We start from the raw sequence: 17,215 nt of genomic DNA on the forward strand, positions 1-17,215 counted from the left end.
GGTCACAGTACTAACCGGTCTCCGGCTTGCTCCTGGGGGCTGCTGCCTGGGCCCGTGTGAGCGTCCGTGACTGGCGGGCGTTGCTGAGCCCCTCCTCCACAGCGGCTTCCATTGCATCGGCCGTGGGCGTCACTTCCCTTTCACTGGCAATGCAGAGCGTTGCGTCGGCTTCCACGGAAATGAAGCCACGGCTGGTCTTGAGCGCCTTGTGGTTGATGCCGTCATGCAGGCGGCGGAAGGCGGCTGGTCGGCAGTGATCCGCGTCCGGAAAGTGTGCGATGACCGCGTAGCGATCATGCCCGATCCGGCACAGGGCATCCAGTGGCCGGATCAGCCCGGTCATGCGCCGGGCAAGTGTCTCCAGGAGTTCATTCTGAACCGGGGCGGGCTGTTCGCGGCAGTGGCGTCCCCAGTGGCGGATGCCGATGAGGACATAGCCCACGGCACCGCCGCGCGACTCGGTGTAGTCCAGTGCCTGCTGCAGGCGCTGACGGGCGTAGCGGGCATTCCCCAGTCCTGTCTCCGGGTCGACCACGTTGTGGGCTTCAAGCTGCCGGTTTTCTTCCATCAGCAGTTGATTGGTATGGAGCAGGGTGTTGTGGCGCTCCGCCAGTCTGTCCGCCGCGAAAACCCGGGGCAGGAGCTGTTTGGTCATGTCGGATTTGTAGATGAAGTCGTCCACACCGCGGTCGAACGCCTTGCTCAGGGCTTCGACGCTTTCCTTGCCGGTCAGCAGGATGATGTAGGTGTAGTGGTTGGTCTGCTCATCCTGCTGGCGGACCCGGTCCGTCAGTTCGAGCCCGTCCATCTCCGGCATCAGCCAGTCCGCGATAAGAATGCTGATGGGGTCGCGGTCGAGGGTCTCGAGGGCATCCGCTGCGGTATTGACCACCTGTAGGTTGGTGTAACCGGCCTGCTTGAGGGTGCGGCTGACGACGGCGCTGCTGAAACGGGCATCGTCCACGACAAGGATGGGCAGTTCGGGGTTCATTCGAAGTCCGTTGTTGTTATCCGTTGTGGTCAGAAGTGATGCGTTTCCGGCCCATTATAGACGCCAAAGACCGGCGGGTACCGGCGACAATGCAAAACGTTTTTGAGGGATGGCGAGGGTGTGAGCTGCATCGCACGTAGGAGCGGCCATGGCCGCTCCTACGGGGTGGTGGGGCGATCCGGGTGGGCGAGCCAGAGCAGGGCAACGGCCAGCAGAATGGCGGGGATGCCCAGACCGGCCGTAATCAGGAAAAAGCCGATCCAGCCCACATTCTCGGCCACGACGCCGGTAAAGCCTCCCAGGAACTGGCCCGGCAGTGTCATCAGGGAGCTGAAAAGCGCGTACTGGGTGGCGGTATAGCGGGTGTTGGTGAGGCTGGAAAGGTAGGCGATGAAAACCGAGATGGACAGGCCGCCTGTGACGTTGTCCGCCACGATGGCGGCGACAAGCCCGATGGTTTCCGGCCCCAGGCCGGCCAGCCAGGCGAAGGTCAGGTTGGTCGCCGGGGCCATGAAGGCGGTGCCGATCAGCATGCGGGCAATGCCGAAGCGGGCCACCATTAGGCCACCGACCGCCGCACCCACCAGGGTCATGGCAAGACCGAAGGCGGCGGCGATATTGGCGATCTGTTCCTTGGTAAAGCCCAGGTCCAGGTAGAAGGGGTTGGCCATGACCCCCATGAAGATGTCGCTGATGCGGAAGGTGGCCACAAACAGCAGGATGACGATGGCCGCTCTGCCATAGCGCTGAAAGAAGTCCGTGAAGGGGCAGACCACGGCGCCGATGAACCAGGCGGTGACGCGCTGGCGCAGGCCGGTATGCTGGGTGTCCGCCAGGTACTGGATGACCCGCTCTTCCGATTCGGGCGCAAAACGATCCACTTCGGCGACGGGCTCACGGCTGATCAGGGTAGTGACCATCCCCACAGCCATGAGTGCGGCCATCACGCCATAGGACAGCGACCAGCTGCCCACGGCGGCCACGTGCAGGGCGCCGGCGCCGGCGGCCAGGATCGCGACGCGGTAGCCGGTAACGTAGGTGGCGGCCATGGCGGCCTGATGGGTATCCGGTGAGGCTTCCACGCGGTAGGCGTCGATGGCGACATCCTGGGTCGCGGACCCGAAAGCTGCGACAACCGCCCAGACCGCGACCAGCCAGAGCTGTTCGCGCGGGTCAGTCAGGGCCATTCCCAGCAGGCTTACCGCAACCGCGATCTGCGCGGCCAGCATCCAGGCACGCCGGCGCCCGAGCAGTCGGCTCAGACCGGGCAGAGGCAGCCGGTCCACCAGCGGGGCCCAGAGCACCTTGATGGAATGGGCCATGCCGACCCAGCTGAGGAAGCCGATGGCGGCCAGCTCAATGCCCAGGTCCCGCAGCCAGGCAGTAAAGGTACCGCCTACCAGCAGCAGGGGCAGGCCGGCGGAGAACCCAAGGAACAGCATGCCGATGACGCGTGGGTTCAGATAGACCCGCCAGCCGGGGTACAGCGTCGCCTGCGGCGAGGACTCAGTCATGGATTACGCTTCTGTATGGTTGAAGTCCAGCTGCTTCGCCCCGATGGTGATGCATACAACGACCAAGTCGCGGAGACCGCATGCCCGTTTTTCTGATTGCCTTCATTATCGTTCCCATCATCGAGATGGTGGTCCTCATTGAAGTCGGGGGCATGATTGGTGCCCTTCCGACGGTTGGCCTGGTGCTGCTGACCGCCGTCATTGGTGCCGCCATGCTGCGCCAGCAGGGCGCCGCGACCCTGCTCCGTGCCAACCAGCGCATGGCCAGCGGTGAGCTGCCGGCGCGCGAGATGGCGGAAGGGCTGCTGCTGGCCATCGGGGGCGCCCTGCTGTTGACCCCGGGGTTCATCACGGACGCCGTGGGCTTTGCCTGCCTGATCCCCTTCACACGGCGCTGGCTGAGCAGTTACGTGATGAATCGTATGGTGTTCAACGGGGGCGCGTCCATGGGCGGGCATTACGAATACCATTCGTACCGGGAGCGCGGGCCGCGCCGGGATGCCGACGGCAACATCATCATCGAGGGCGAGTTTGAACAGCAGCGCCGGGATGAGGACGATCCCGAGCGCCTGGACCGGCACTGAAAAATTTTCCGGGTGGGGATTGAAAAAAGGCAGTGCATCCCCAACTTAGGGCAGCACAAGGCCAATGTGCTTTGGGTAATCTCAACTCATTGCTTAACCGACGAACCGAAACTGGAGACAAGCAGCAATGAAAATCCGTCCGTTACACGATCGCGTAGTCGTGCGTCGCAAGGAAGAAGAAGAGAAGACCGCCGGTGGCATCGTGCTGCCCGGCAATGCCCAGGAGAAGCCCTCCCAGGGTGAGGTTCTGGCCGTAGGCGAGGGCAAGACCCTGGATAACGGCGAAGTACGCAAGCCGGCGGTGAAAGCCGGTGATCAGGTTGTGTTCGGGCAGTTCGCCGGTAACACCGTCAAGGTCGACGGCGAGGAACTGCTGATCATGAGCGAGAACGACATCTACGGTGTGCTGGAGGGCTGAAGCAGCCCCGGGCACCTGACGAGATTCAACAGTCAAGCAACAGGAACAGAAGACTATGGCGAAAGAGATCAAGTTCTCCGATCACGCCCGCAAGCAGATGGTAACGGGCGTCAATACGCTGGCTGACGCGGTCAAGGTCACTCTCGGTCCCAAGGGCCGGAACGTGGTGATGGAAAAGTCCTTCGGTGCTCCGAATGTCACCAAGGACGGCGTGAGCGTTGCCAAGGAAATCGAGCTTGAGGACAAGTTCGAGAACATGGGCGCTCAGATGGTCAAGGAAGTCGCTTCCCAGACCAATGACAACGCCGGCGACGGTACAACCACCGCAACCGTTCTGGCCCAGGCCATCGTGCGCGAGGGTGTGAAGGCAGTAACCGCGGGCATGAACCCCATGGACCTCAAGCGCGGCATCGACAAGGCATGCCAGTCGGCCGTTGAAGAGATCCGCAAGCTCTCCACGCCCTGCAACGACTCCAAGACCATCGCCCAGGTGGGCACCATCTCCGCCAACAGCGACGAGACCGTCGGCGCGCTGATCGCGGATGCGATGGACAAGGTCGGTCAGGAAGGCGTCATCACTGTTGAGGAAGGTCGTGGCCTTGAGGACGAGCTGGAAGTGGTCGAGGGCATGCAGTTCGACCGTGGCTACCTCTCGCCCTACTTCATCAACAACAACGAGAGCATGACCGTCGAGCTGGACGACCCCTACATCCTGCTCGTGGACAAGAAGATCTCCAACGTGCGCGACCTGCTGCCGACGCTGGAAGCCGTTTCCAAGTCCGGCAAGCCGCTGCTGATCATCGCCGAGGACGTTGAAAGCGAAGCGCTGGCGACCCTGGTGGTCAACAACATGCGCGGCATCGTCAAGGTCGCAGCTGTGAAGGCGCCTGGCTTCGGCGACCGTCGCAAGGAGATGATGCAGGACATTGCCGTTCTTACCGGCGGTACCGTGATCTCCGAGGAAGTCGGCCTGACCCTCGAAAATGTCTCCTTGGATGACCTGGGCAGCGCCAAGCGCGTCAACATCAGCAAGGAAGACAGCACCGTCATCAACGGCAACGGCCAGCAGCAGGACATTGAAGCCCGTACTGGCCAGATCAAGAAGCAGATCGAGGAAAGCACCTCCGACTACGACAAGGAGAAGCTCCAGGAGCGCCTTGCCAAGCTGGCCGGTGGTGTTGCCGTGATCAAGGTGGGCGCTGGCTCCGAAGTTGAGATGAAGGAGAAGAAAGCCCGCGTTGAGGACGCGCTGCACTCGACCCGTGCCGCTGTTGAAGAGGGCATCGTGGCCGGTGGTGGCGTGACCCTGGTGCGCGCGCTGCAGGCGATTGAAGGCCTCAAGGGCGACAACGAAGAGCGCCAGATGGGCATCAACCTGCTGCGTCGTGCCATGGAAGCACCGCTCAAGCAGATCGCCTACAACTCCGGTGATGAGCCGGCCGTGGTGGTCGACAAGGTGCTCGAAGGCAAGGGCAACTACGGGTACAACGCCGCTACCGGTGAGTACACCGACATGCTCGAAGCGGGCATCATCGACCCGGCCAAGGTAACCCGCTCCGCACTGCAGGCGGCGGCATCCGTAGCCGGCCTGATGATCACCACCGAGTGCATGATCGCCGACCAGCCGGAAGAGAACGATGGCGGCGGTGCCGGCGGTGGTATGCCGGACATGGGTGGCATGGGAGGCATGGGCGGCATGATGTAAACGCCCCCTTCCCATCGCCGGTGTGACCGGCTCCATGAAAACCCCCGTGGCGGTTCGCCTCGGGGGTTTTTTATGGTTATCCTGTCGGCGCCTCCATCGCAGTGGTTGTCGTAAGGATGCGCAGATCGTCCCTCCAGAATACAGAGTCATCCGCCGGCGCTGAGCACCCCCGCTTTCGCGTCGGGCCGCTGCGGTTGTTTCTTCTGGTCCTTCTTTTCGTCATGACATGGCTGGTCGCGCTGGTGGTGTATCTGCCGGCAGGTTGGGTCTGGGCCCAGGTGGCGCGAGAGGTTCCCGTTCCTGATGTTGTTGAGGTGCAGCAGGTGGGCGGGACCGTCTGGTCCGGTGATGCCTGGCTGCGCGTGCAGGGCTTGCCCCTGCGCCTGAGCTGGCAGCTGCAGCCGGGGTCGCTCATTCACGGGTTCGTGCCGCTGGAATGGCGGCTTCATTCACCCGGCTCTGAAGCGGAGGGCAGTGTGACCGCCATGCTGGATGGCCGCGTGCGGATGCTGCTGCGCCGCGCCCGGGTGGACCTGGAGGAGATCACGGCCCACGACCTAGGCATCCAGCCCCTGCGCATTCCCGGTGTCATGACGCTGGAGAGCTTCTTCGGCGTCTGGGGTCCGGAACAGGGTTTCGGGAGCTTCCAGGGGAAGGGCCAGTGGCCGGGAGGCAGCGTGACCTGGCCCATGGGCGGTCAACCCCGCCAGTCGCGCATGCCGCCGATTGAGGGGCACCTTACCAGCAACAATGGCCAGCCGGAGCTGGTCCTGATGGAACAGGGCACGTCGGACCCGGCGGTGCGCCTGGTGGTGGATGCCAGTGGTCGCGCCGAGGTTGAGCTCTACAAGCGCTGGATTGATTTCCTGGGGCTGGACTTCGCGCCGGATGCGGCGCCGGGCGATGTGGTCTTCCGTGTGAGTCAGCAGGTGGCGCCATGAACCGCTGGCCGGTCCGTCTTGCGCATCTGCTGCTGGTTGTCCTGGTAGTCCAGCTGGGCTGGAAAGGCGGGCAGTGGACCTGGCGTGTGATCTGGCCGGCGCCATCAGACCCGGTGGAGCTCGCGCTTACGCAGGGCGACCCCCAGCGGGGAGCGGGCAGCAGTATGCCGCTCAGGGACATCGCGCTTTTCGGCCGAGCCGCCTCCGGCGAGCAAAGCAGCGTGTCCCGGGTGGAGCGGGAAACCGCACCGGAGACAGGGCTTACACTGACGCTTCACGGCGTCTTTCTGGCCACCCGCGGGAAAGGCTCCAGTGCTATCCTTTCCGGGCGGGATGGCGCTGCCGAGCGTTACGCGGTCGGTGATGAGCTGCCTGGTGGCGCGGAACTGGTGGCTGTGGAGCCGAACCGGATTCTGCTGCAGCGTAACGGTGAGGTGGAATCGCTGGGTTTTGATGACGACGGGCTCACACTTGGCGGGGTTGCGGCTGCCGGGGAAAGAACGGAAGATAGCCGAGCCGGGGTTGAGCGGGCCGTCGAGGCGCTGGAAGAGGATCCTGAAGAGGCAATCGCCAGGGCGGGTTTCCGGCCCAATGAGGACGGTCCCGGTTATGTGTATGACGGCACCAACGAAAAGCTTTCAGACATGAACCTGCAGCCCGGTGATGTGATCATTTCCGTTAACGGGCAGCAGCTGGGCGACATCGAGGCCGACCGGGCCAATCTGGAACGCTGGATGAACTCGGATCGGCTTGATCTTGAGATTAAGCGTGGGGGCACGCGCTTTTCATTCACGGTTCCGGTTCCATAACCGGCGAACCAGACAACAACAACGGGCACTGGTTATCCGATGATCCGCATGCAACGACTGTTTCTCGCGTTTGCGCTGGCACTGCTGGCTTCCATGCCTCTCATGGCCCAGGACGATAACGGGGCCGGGAACCAGGAGGTGACTGAAGCCGGGAACTCCGAAACCTGGACGGTCAACCTCAAGGATGCCGATATCCGCGCCCTGGTGGACCAGGTCTCGGACATTACCGGTTACAGCTTCGTGGTTGATCCGCGCGTCAAGGGCAAGGTGACCGTGGTCTCGGAAACCCCGATGAACAAGAATGAGGTGTATGACCTCTTCCTCTCGGTACTGCATGTGCACGGGTTCACCGCCATTCCCGGTGAGGATGCGATCAAGGTGATCCAGCAGAGTGACGCCAAGCAGACGGCCGAGGACATCACCCGCTTCATGGATGTGCCTTCCGAGCAGCTGATGACCCGTGTCATCCATGTGGAGAACGTCAGCGCCATGCAGCTGGTGCCCATCCTCAGGCCCATGGTGGCCAGTTACGGGCATCTGGCCGGGGTATCCGCCGCCAACGCGCTAATCATCAGTGACCACAAGGCCAATATCCAGCGCATGCAGCGCCTGATTGACGATCTCGACAAGCCCACGGATTCCGAGGTGGAAGTGGTTCAGCTGGAAGAGGCCTATGTCGGTGACATGGTGGAGCTTCTGGAGGAACTCGGCCCGGATCAGCTCAGTGGCCGTGGCGGCAGTGACGACGACCGTTCCGCCAGCGTGGTTGCTGACGAACGCAGCAACCGCCTCATTCTGCGTGGCACCAGTGCCTTCCGTGAGAAGGTGCGGGAGCTGGTGGAGAAACTGGACACGCCCAGCACCAGCCGCGGCACCACCAAGGTCATCCGGCTCAGCCATGCGGATGCCACCAAGCTCAGCGAGATGCTGAGCGGGCTCATGGGCGATATCACCGAAGGCGACGGGGGTAACCAGGGTAGTAGCGGTGAGAGCGATGTGTCCGTCTATGCGGATAAGGGGCTCAATGCGCTTGTGGTGCGCGCCGAACCGCAGATGATGAGTGAGATCGAGTTCATCGTTGACCAGCTGGACGTACGCCGTGCCCAGGTGCTGATCGAGGCCGCCATCGTTGAGATCAGCAATGAGGCTGGCCAGGATCTTGGCGTCCAGTGGGCAACCGGGGATGAATCCGGCGATTCGACCGCGCCCGTGGCCGGTACCAACTTCGAGAATGTGGGGGTGAGCCTCAATACGGTCCTGGCCCAGATTCTCGGTGGCTCGATCGGTAGTGGCGAGAATGGCTCGAGCCTTGGCCTGGGTTCCGGCCTTACCATTGGCGCCGGGGAACGTGACTCGAATGGCCTCACCTGGGGGGTGCTGATCCAGGCCCTGTCCACTTCCAGCAAGGCCAATCTGCTGTCCACGCCCTCGATCATCACCCTGGATAACGAGGAATCCGAGATCATCGTGGGGCAGAACGTGCCTTTCCGTACTGGCCAGTCCACCAGCACCGGCGATGGGCTCACCAATCCCTTCACCACCATTGAGCGCAAGGACATTGGTCTGACCCTTAACGTCAAACCCAGCATCAGTGCGGATGATGTGGTGAAGCTGGCGGTGGAGCAGACCACCGAGGATATCGGCCAGTCACTGGAAAGCGCTGCTGACCTGATCACCGAAAAGCGTGAGATCAAGACCACGGTGCTGGCTGATGATGAGGAGACCATCGTTCTGGGTGGTCTGATCAACGAGGACTACCGGGTTTCCCAGAGCAAGGTGCCGCTGCTGGGGGATATTCCACTGCTTGGGGCCCTGTTCCGCAGTGAGACCAAAACCCGCCAGAAGCGCAACCTGATTGTGTTCCTCAGGCCCACCATCCTCCGTGAGGAGGGCGAGGCTGATGAGGTGGCGCGTACCCAGTTCAAGCGCCTGTGGGAAGTGAACCTGGGCATGAACGGGGAAAAGACGGAAGGCGAACAGCCTGAGCGGCCCGAGATGGAGGAAATGTTCGAGGGCAACCCGCTGCCGCCGGTTGAATGAAAACCGCTGTCGCCATCAGCGGCAGCGGGCGGGCGCCTGCAGGCGGGCTGCGTTGAGTATGCCTGCGCCCGGCAGGAGGTCCAGCAGGGTATCCTTTTCAAGTTCCGGGATATCCTGGGCAATGAGACCGAGGATGCCACTGACAATGGGGGCTGAGAACGAGGTCTCGCTCATCCAGCGGTGGCCGTCTTCCGGTCCCTGGACCCGCACCTACATCCTCACCAGCCGCCCACCGTATGGCGCGGGCCACGTTGTAGAGATGGCCGAAGCTGTACCATTGCGGTAATCCTCGAGAACGCGCTCAACCTTTTTGATCTTTTCGGCCAGTGTGTCATGGGCGGATGCGGTCTCCGGTGTCCAATCCGCCAGCATCGACTGTTGCTCCGACCAGTCGATCTGGCCTTCGAGGTAGGCAACTTCCAGCATGTAGGCGTAGGCCTGCCGATCCTCGCTCAAGGCCAGAATGGAGGCGCTTTCATCGACGAGGTGGTCAGCCCGGATTTCGTCGGCGCGCCCGGACCGGTTCTCCACGACCACATTGATCCGCAGCTGCGTGGATCCGTGAGGGTCCAGAATACGGACCTGAGTGCGCCTCAGGCGGTCCACATGGCTGCTCCGGAATGCCAGGGTGTTGCCCTCCCAGTGCAGTTCACTCAGCTGGCCGTCAGCTTCCAGGCTGGCTTCTTCCGCCGAGAAACACAGTGACAGGTTGTCCCGGTAGGTGGTGTTCTCGTTCACCAGCAGGTTACGCGTCTCGGTCTTGCCACAGGCGGCTGTTGAGCCGGTATCACTGGCGTCGCCGCTGGAGGAACCGCCGCCGATACACCCGGCCAGCAGGAGTGAGGCAGCCAGTGTGATGTGCTTGAGGGGGGTTGCGGTCAGGCGGAGGAAAGCGGTTGGAGCTCTGAGCATTTTGTGACGCCGTTCTCATTATGAGTTCAGCGATGACAATACTCAGAGAGCGTTAAGGCAGGGGTAACCGACTGTTTGGCCGGGGTTACACCGGTGTAACGCAACCGGGGTGGATCACCCCTGAGTGCAACCGGTTGTAACAGGTGGTTTCAGGTGCGGCTCTGGTGTTACGGCCTCGTTTCGAATGTATCGATGAAGGCCTGGAACTGCTCCACATCCACCGGCTTGCTGAAGTAGTAGCCCTGGGCCATGACGCAGCCGCGGTTCACCAGGTAGACGCTCTGTTCCTCGGTCTCCACGCCCTCGGCGATCACATCCAGGCTGAGACTCCGGCCAAGATCAATGATGGTGTTGGCGATCTGGGTATCCTCCTCATTGGCGAGGAGATCCCGGATGAACTGTTTGTCGATTTTCAGGTGGTGTACCGGCAGCCGCTTGAGGTAGGTCAGCGAGGAATAGCCGGTGCCGAAGTCGTCCACTGCCACGCGGATGCCTTCGTCCCTGAGACGCGAGAGCTTGCCGATGGCATCATCGAGGTTCTGCATGAAACTGGTTTCTGTGACCTCCAGTTCCAGGCGGGAGGGAGGCAGGTCGTGCTGGCGCAGGACACCGAGAATCACGTCCACGATGTTGTCCTGGCGCAGCTGCACGGGCGAGAGATTGACGGACATCCGCAGGGCCAGACCCCGATCCATCCATTCCCGGGCCTGACGGCAGGCCTCATCCAGCACCCAGTAGCCGATCTCGATGATGGAGAGGTTGAGTTCCGCCAGCGGGATGAACTCATCCGGCGGAATGAAACCCCGCTCGGGGTGTTGCCAGCGCAGCAGGGCTTCGGCGCCCAGAACGCGGTGGGTGTCCATATCCACCTGGGGCTGGTACACCAGATGGAACTGACGCTGGGCCAGGGCCATATCCAGATCCCGTTCCAGGTGTTTGCGCTCGCGTATGGCCTGATCAACGCTGGCTACATAGAACTGGAACCGGTTGCGGCCCTCGGATTTTGCGAGGGTCATGGACTGTTCGGCTTTCTGGAGGAGGCGGTCTGACTGCAGCGCGTCGTCCGGATAGACCGCGACACCGATGGTGGCGGTGATGCTGATTTCCTTGCCGCTGACAGTGACCGGGCGACTGAGCTCGTGCAGCAGCCACTCGGCCATGGCGGCTGCCTGGTAGGTCTCCCGGATGCCGCCCTGGATGACCGCGAACTGGTCCGCACCGAATCGCCCTCCGTTGACCAGGTTGTCCTGGCTGTTGTTCGTGATCCTTTCAGCGATCACCTGCAGCAGCTGGTCACCGCTGGAGAAGCCGTACTGCTCGTTGAGTGTCTTGAAATCGTCCAGTCCGAGGCAGAAGATCGCCACCATGCCGCGCTGGCGGCGTGCGTTTTCCAGGGCACCGTTGAGCAGGCTCAGGAACATATCCCGGTTGGGGAGCCCCGTAAGCGAGTCATAGCGTGACAGGCGGGTGATGCGGTCCTGGGCATCCTGGTGTTTCTGCTGGGTCTCCGAAATGGCGGTCAGGAGCTCGTTGGTGTCCTTGACCCAGGTATCGAGCTCATCGCGGTCGTGGCCCTTGGGGGTCTGGAGAAGGTGCCGCCCGGGGTCGGCTGGATCCACATTCGACAGATCCTCGGCGATGCGGAACAGCGGTCGTGTGACCAGAAGATGGTAGACGACGTAGAGCACCAGGCCGAGGATCAGCGCACGCGCGATACCGGAAAGCAGGATGAGCGAGGCGCGCTCGAGCCAGAGCGTGGCCTGGGGGGCGGTGTCCACCTCGATGATCAGCTCGCCGTATTTGACCCTTTCGCCCCCCTGCGTGCGCATCAGGTCCACCCTGTAGGTGCGCTGCTGCCCGAAGATCACGTCGGTGAGGGAGCGATAGGGGCTGTCCGTGAGCGAGCGGTCAGCGCGGGCCAGGGGCATGCCATCGGGATGGACGATCTCGCCGCCACGGATGGACTGCTGTTCGAACAGCCCGTCAATCACCTGTTCCGCAAGGTCCTCATCGATGCTGTAGACGGCCTGGGTCGCTGCCTCCCGCACCAGGGCGAGCGTCTGCTGGGCGCGCTCATCGAGCTCGTGGGAAACGGTGCGGAAATCGATGAAGATCTGGATGCTGCCGATCATCAGGCCGACAGTGAACGCCGTGATCAGTACCCAGCGCAGGATACGGTAGCCGAGACGGCGTTCGGGCTGGAAAAGTGTCCTCATGGATCAGTCCGGATTCCTTGTCACTCCCTCCGGGAAACCCCGGCTCTGGACAAGCGTAGCAGGTCTGTGTGAAAAGCTGAAAATCAGCGCAGGGAGCAGGCCACCCATCAGGGTCGCCAGTCGAACTCCGGGCATTCCGGCAGCAGGCTTGCGGTGTTCATGGCGCGCCAGCGCAGCTCTTCCAGGGAATCCGCAAGGATGTTGATGTGGCCCACCTTACGCCCTGACCGCCCGGCTTTTCCATAGAGGTGCAGGTGGGTGTAGGGCAGCCTGAGGATCTCCGCCACCGGTCCTGTTTCGCCGATCAGGTTGATCATGCAGGTGGGCTGTAAGGCTGCCGTTTCGCCCAGGGGCAGCCCCGAGACGGCACGGATGTGGTTCTCGAACTGGCTGGTAACTGCGCCGTTCTGGCTCCAGTGACCGGAGTTGTGCACGCGAGGGGCCATCTCGTTGGCAACCAGGCCTTCCTCCGTTTCAAACATTTCCAGCGCCAGCACGCCCACATAGCCCAACTCGTTCATCAGTGTGCGGATCATGCGCTGGGCCTGGTCCTCCAGCTCCGGGGTGACGTGCGGTGCCGGTGCAATGGAGAAGCGCAGGATGCCCTGGTGGTGGATATTCTCGGCCAGTGGATAGAAGGCCATTTCGCCGTCCTGGCCGCGAGCAGCCACAATGGACAGCTCCCGCCTGAAGGCAACAAAGGATTCGGCAATGGCCGTGTCACAGCCGATGCGGGGCCAGGCCTGCGGAGCCTGTTCCGGGCTATCGAGCACCGCCTGTCCCTTGCCGTCGTACCCCTCGGTGGCGGACTTGGCCACAACACGGCCACCCAGGCGCTGTGTTGCCGCCTGCAGTTCCTCCGCTGACGCCACTACCTCGAAAGGTGCTGTGCTGATGCCCAGATCCCGGAAGAGGGCCTTCTCAAGGGTGCGGTTCTGGCAGCACTGCAGGGCCCTGGGAACTGGATGGACGGGCTTTTCCGTGGCGATGCGGTTCACCAGCTCGAGCGGCAGGTGCTCGAATTCGTAGGTCACCACGTCTGTTTCGTTGAGAAAGGTTCCGAGGTGTTGGCCGTCGGGGTCGTTGTAGATGGTGCCGACGCCCGCAGAGGCTTTGCCCGCCGGGTCATAGAGGCTGAATTCATGCCCCAGGCGCATGCCATCCAGTGTCAGCATGCGGCCAAGCTGGCCCGCGCCGAGAATGCCGATTCTCATCGTGCCTCCTGCCGTGTTCGTCTTGGTTCAGTCCGCCGGATCGGGGCTGTTGAGCACATCCTGCGTCTGCTTCTCGCGGAAGGCCTGAAGTGCCTGCGCCACGCCCGCATCGGAGAGGGACAGGATCTGTGCGGCCATGAGTCCGGCATTGCGGGCCCCAGCCTTGCCGATGGCGAGGGTGCCCACGGGTACACCGCCAGGCATCTGCACAATGGAGTACAGGGAGTCCAGGCCGCTCAGCGCACGTGACTCAACGGGAACACCCAGCACCGGGAGGGTGGTGTGGGCCGCGACCATGCCGGGCAGGTGCGCCGCGCCGCCAGCTCCGGCGATGATCACCTGCAGGCCCCGGTCGCGTGCCTCGCGGGCGTAGTCACTGAGCAGGTCCGGGGTGCGGTGGGCTGACACGACACGGCGTTCATAGGCAACGCCAAGTTCGTCCATTACGGTGGCCGCGTGTTCCATGGTCGGCCAGTCCGATTTTGAGCCCATGATGAGTCCGACCTGAGCCTGTTGCGCCATGGGTGACTCCACATCACTGTCCAGCGGGAAAGCGCGATATTCTATGCCCGCAGGCGGGGCAGTGCAAATGCTAACCAGTGCCCGGGCTTTGCGCAGTGCCGTACCGGGGGTACCATGCCTTGAACCCGATCAAAGGCAGCACCTGTAGACGCTGGGAGAGCAGCATGGAGTCACTGAGACCGGACGAGGATCAACTGGCTGAGCGTGGAAATGGAGGCGCTTCCGGAAAAGGCGGCAGATCCGGGGAGGCCGGTGGTGGTTCCGGGCCTCCCGGAATGCGCCCGTTATGGCTGCTGCTCGTGCTCGTTGTGGTCTGCGCAGGTGCTGGGGGCTGGCTGGCATGGGAACAGGCGCAGCGGATCGCCGCTCTTGAGAGCCGGCTGGCAACGGTGAAAAGCGATGTCCGGACCAACCAGATGGAGCTCGGGGTGGTGGATGAGGAGCGCGAGGAGACCGGTCAGGCCATCTCCGAGCAGCTCGAGATGCTTGACGACGAAATGCGCAAGCTCTGGGTCGTGGCTCACCAGACCAACCGGCCCCGCATTGAGAAGCTGGAGGAACAGACAGACACGCTCGAATCCCGTGTGGAGGAGCTGGGGGCCGGGCAGCAGAGCCAGGCGGGTCGGCTTGATGAGCTGGCGGGGTCCATCGAGGGCATGCCGGATGCCGGGGAGCTGCGTGCCTCTGTGGAAGAGCAGGTTCAGGGCGTACGTGATGACCTGGACAACCGTATTCAGTCGCTGCAACAGGGCCGCAGGTTGGCGCTGGAGGAACTGCGGGCCCGACTGGATGGGCTGGAAAGCAGCGTGGCCGGACTGGAAGAGAAAGTTTCCGGAAGCGGCGAGGTCAGTGCCCTGAAGGAGCAGCTGACGGAACTGGAGTCCGTGGTGGATTCGATCGACAGTTCGCGTGCCCAGCTGACCCAGCGCTTTGTGCGGCTGCAGGAGCGCGTGGATCGGCTGGCGGATCGCCAGAGTGCAGGAGGCTCCTGAGATGCCACGTAAACAGAATGCCGGAGACCATCTGCGTCGCCGGCTGGATCGCTGGGGAGTTTGGCAGAGCGAACAGCTGGACTCGCTCACCGGTCTGGTAACCCGCCGTCTGGACGCGCTCAATCGTGCCCTCGCAAGGCGGGCTGTGCCCAGATCCCGCCGGGAGCACGTGGAAGCGCTGATGAATGAACGTCGGCAACGTGGCCCCTCGCTGGAAGTGATCGAGGGCGGTGACGGCCGTGATTCCGGGGATTCCTGAAAAAAATCGCGGAAAGGGGTTTGACAGCTCCAGTGAAATGCTTAAAATGCGCATCTCGTTCGGCAGGGAAAGCCCTGCAGAGCGGTTTCGGAGCGGTAGTTCAGATGGTTAGAATGCCGGCCTGTCACGCCGGAGGTCGCGGGTTCGAGTCCCGTCCGCTCCGCCATCTTTTGGGTGGTTAGCTCAGTTAGGGAGAGCATCGGCCTTACAAGCCGAGGGTCGCTGGTTCGATCCCAGCACCACCCACCATTATCCCTTCCAAGTAATTCCGAAACACTCCATATCTTCCCCTGAAAAACCCGAGTTACGCCCATTTGAAGTACCCTTTGGAACCCATTGGACCTGTTTGGCACTAAAGCAGGATTGGGGTATGTTTGGGGGTATACCCCGATAGGCGGGGGTATCTGCTTCCCCGAGGGCTCCACGAATGGCGCGACAACTGAACCGGCTGGTTGACTCCACGCTCAAAAAGGCATCCTACGAGACCCACGGCAGCGTCAAGCTGTTCGACGGCGGCGGGCTCTATCTGCACATCCAGCAAAGCGGTCGCTATTGGCGGATGAAGTACCGGATTGGGGGTAGAGAGCGCCTGTTGTCCATTGGCGTGTACCCCCAGGTGTCGCTAAAGCAGGCACGCGATGAACGGGATCACGCCCGCCAGCAGGTGAGCCAGGGGATAGATCCCGTGCAAGCCCGGCGTGAACGCCAGCAGAGTCAGCGCGAGAAACTGGACAATAGTTTTCAGGCACTCGCTGATGAATGGCTGGTGAAAGTGCATGCCGAGACGGTGGGTGCCACCACCTACGAGAAGAACAAGCGTCGCCTCGAACGTCTCGCATACCCCTACCTGGGGGTACGTCCGATCAGCGAGATCCAGGCCCCCGAGGTGTTGGACGTGCTGCGACGTATCGAACGCCAGGGCCATGTCGATTCCGCTCACCGAGTGAAAACCCTTGTCGGCCAGGTGCTGCGCTACGGCATTGCCCGGGGTGTGGCCGCCCGTGACGTGACGGCGGATCTCAAAGGGGCCCTCGCACCAATCCGGCAAAAACATTTCGCTGCTCAGACTACCCCCGATGAACTGGCGCCGGTGCTGAAGGCTATCGACGGATACAGGGGTGCTCCGGAAACAGTAATCGCTCTGGAACTGCTGCCGATTCTACTACTACGCCCCGGCAATATCCGGGCGCTGGAATGGAGTCAGGTGGACCTCAAGGCACGGCGCATTGAACTGGCGATAACGAAAAACGGTGATCCTCTGGTGGTGCCGCTGTCGGATCAAGCCCTTTCAGCTTTGCAGCGTATCGAGCCTTTGAGTCGACACCGGAGTCGGTTTGTATTTCCCGGTGCGCGGAGTGCCGCCCGACCTATGAGTGATAACGCCATGGGAGCTGCGCTGCGCAATCTGGGTATGAAGGATCAGCAGACGGCCCACGGTTTCCGCGCCGTCGCCCGTACCATGCTGGTGGAGCGCCTGGGCTTCGCTGTGGAGCTTGTCGAGATGCAGCTAGGGCATCGAGTGGCGGATACCCACGGAAGGGCTTACAACCGCACTCAGTGGCTCGACGAACGCGCCCGCATGATGCAGGCATGGGCGGATTACCTGGACACGCTGCGAGACCCGCACAACAACGTGACGGCGATTGGCCGGGGTCGGGCGTGAACAGCTGAGAAAGCGGGTGTTGTTCATTTGCAGCCGCGACCGTGATCTTGATGAAAGGCCATTTGTGGCGATCAAGGCATTCCCGCAGATGTGCTGGCGGAAGCCGCTGGTTGAGAGGAGTAGCTTCCGACGCGCTCGAATCCTTTCGAATGGCGACCCAGGCTCCAGTTGAGCTACTGGGAGCAAATTCTTACCTCTCGCACCCCATATTTTATGCGAGTAACTATTTAAACGATTTGACCGGAAAGCACGGGGCCGTGGAGCACTGTTCCCGGAATTCTCGTGGGCGGCCATTTCGGTAGTAGTTATATACACGTCATAGAAAACAGTATCAGTAAGCAGCCTCTATCAGAGACATAGATCAATAATGAGTAGGTAGCCATCCGTTATTGATCAAGAACTCTATGGAGAACTGTGTCTGATGCTTAGTGCTTG

Annotated in this window: 16 protein-coding genes and 2 tRNA genes; 11 read left to right on the top strand and 7 right to left on the bottom strand. The window is 62.2% G+C overall.

The genetic code is table 11. The features are described from left to right. Positions 1–10: 10 nt before the first annotated feature. Both F3089_RS00310 and F3089_RS00315 read right to left on the bottom strand, forming a co-directional pair. Positions 11–991, bottom strand: coding sequence for a GGDEF domain-containing response regulator (locus tag F3089_RS00310; protein ID WP_151438898.1), 981 nt, complete (start codon positions 989–991; stop codon positions 11–13). A gap of 158 nt (positions 992–1,149) precedes the next feature. After that, positions 1,150–2,505 (bottom strand): AmpG family muropeptide MFS transporter, encoded by a 1,356-nt coding sequence (locus F3089_RS00315; protein WP_151438899.1) that lies wholly within the window; start codon positions 2,503–2,505, stop codon positions 1,150–1,152. An 80-nt stretch (positions 2,506–2,585) separates the two neighbouring features. On the opposite strand from F3089_RS00315, the gene F3089_RS00320 reads away from it, so the two are divergent. The 6 genes from F3089_RS00320 to gspD all read left to right on the top strand — a co-directional run bounded on the left by F3089_RS00320 (position 2,586) and on the right by gspD (position 9,002). Beyond that, positions 2,586–3,089 (top strand): FxsA family protein, encoded by a 504-nt coding sequence (locus F3089_RS00320; protein ID WP_151438900.1) that lies wholly within the window; start codon positions 2,586–2,588, stop codon positions 3,087–3,089. A gap of 127 nt (positions 3,090–3,216) precedes the next feature. Continuing rightward, a complete protein-coding gene (gene groES / locus F3089_RS00325) occupies positions 3,217–3,507 on the top strand; it encodes a co-chaperone GroES (protein WP_095618210.1) in 291 nt (96 codons plus the stop codon). 55 nt (positions 3,508–3,562) lie between these two features. Beyond that, on the top strand, positions 3,563–5,212 hold the full coding sequence (gene groL / locus F3089_RS00330) for a chaperonin GroEL (protein WP_151438901.1): 1,650 nt from the start codon (positions 3,563–3,565) through the stop codon (positions 5,210–5,212). A gap of 221 nt (positions 5,213–5,433) precedes the next feature. After that, on the top strand, positions 5,434–6,153 hold the full coding sequence (gspN, locus tag F3089_RS00335; protein WP_192497227.1) for a type II secretion system protein N: 720 nt from the start codon (positions 5,434–5,436) through the stop codon (positions 6,151–6,153). Beyond that, a complete protein-coding gene (locus F3089_RS00340; RefSeq protein ID WP_151438903.1) occupies positions 6,150–6,962 on the top strand; it encodes a type II secretion system protein N in 813 nt (270 codons plus the stop codon). Before gspN ends, F3089_RS00340 begins: the two co-directional genes overlap by 4 nt. 48 nt (positions 6,963–7,010) lie before the next feature. After that, complete coding sequence (gene gspD, locus F3089_RS00345) at positions 7,011–9,002, top strand: type II secretion system secretin GspD (protein WP_502707315.1); 1,992 nt, start codon at positions 7,011–7,013, stop codon at positions 9,000–9,002. A 15-nt stretch (positions 9,003–9,017) separates the two neighbouring features. Here gspD and F3089_RS00350 read toward each other — a convergent pair whose 3' ends face one another. The 5 genes from F3089_RS00350 to purE all read right to left on the bottom strand — a co-directional run bounded on the left by F3089_RS00350 (position 9,018) and on the right by purE (position 13,866). After that, complete coding sequence (locus tag F3089_RS00350; RefSeq protein WP_151438904.1) at positions 9,018–9,212, bottom strand: S8/S53 family peptidase; 195 nt, start codon at positions 9,210–9,212, stop codon at positions 9,018–9,020. Further along, positions 9,213–9,914, bottom strand: a complete 702-nt coding sequence (locus F3089_RS00355) for a hypothetical protein (RefSeq protein WP_151438905.1) — start codon at positions 9,912–9,914, stop codon at positions 9,213–9,215. Positions 9,915–10,081: 167 nt separating this feature from the next. Then, a complete protein-coding gene (locus F3089_RS00360; protein WP_151438906.1) occupies positions 10,082–12,130 on the bottom strand; it encodes a putative bifunctional diguanylate cyclase/phosphodiesterase in 2,049 nt (682 codons plus the stop codon). 107 nt (positions 12,131–12,237) lie between these two features. After that, positions 12,238–13,344, bottom strand: coding sequence for a 5-(carboxyamino)imidazole ribonucleotide synthase (locus F3089_RS00365; protein WP_151438907.1), 1,107 nt, complete (start codon positions 13,342–13,344; stop codon positions 12,238–12,240). Between the two features lie 27 nt (positions 13,345–13,371). Then, the gene (gene purE, locus F3089_RS00370; protein ID WP_151438908.1) at positions 13,372–13,866 is read right to left on the bottom strand and encodes a 5-(carboxyamino)imidazole ribonucleotide mutase; all 495 of its coding nucleotides are present in this window, start codon (positions 13,864–13,866) and stop codon (positions 13,372–13,374) included. Positions 13,867–14,030: 164 nt separating this feature from the next. Here purE and F3089_RS00375 point away from each other — a divergent pair, with 164 nt between their 5' ends. The 5 genes from F3089_RS00375 to F3089_RS00395 all read left to right on the top strand — a co-directional run bounded on the left by F3089_RS00375 (position 14,031) and on the right by F3089_RS00395 (position 16,780). Further along, positions 14,031–14,858 (top strand): hypothetical protein, encoded by an 828-nt coding sequence (locus F3089_RS00375; protein ID WP_151438909.1) that lies wholly within the window; start codon positions 14,031–14,033, stop codon positions 14,856–14,858. Between the two features lies 1 nt (position 14,859). Continuing rightward, a complete protein-coding gene (locus tag F3089_RS00380) occupies positions 14,860–15,117 on the top strand; it encodes a hypothetical protein (protein ID WP_151438910.1) in 258 nt (85 codons plus the stop codon). A gap of 89 nt (positions 15,118–15,206) precedes the next feature. After that, positions 15,207–15,283, top strand: a tRNA-Asp gene (locus F3089_RS00385). A gap of 6 nt (positions 15,284–15,289) precedes the next feature. Beyond that, positions 15,290–15,366: transfer RNA gene (locus F3089_RS00390), tRNA-Val, on the top strand. Positions 15,367–15,544: 178 nt separating this feature from the next. Continuing rightward, complete coding sequence (locus F3089_RS00395; protein ID WP_151438911.1) at positions 15,545–16,780, top strand: tyrosine-type recombinase/integrase; 1,236 nt, start codon at positions 15,545–15,547, stop codon at positions 16,778–16,780. The last annotated feature ends 435 nt before the right edge of the window (positions 16,781–17,215 follow it).

Source organism: Halospina sp. K52047b, assembly GCF_008709855.1.
Lineage (GTDB): Bacteria > Pseudomonadota > Gammaproteobacteria > Pseudomonadales > Oleiphilaceae > Halospina > Halospina utahensis_B.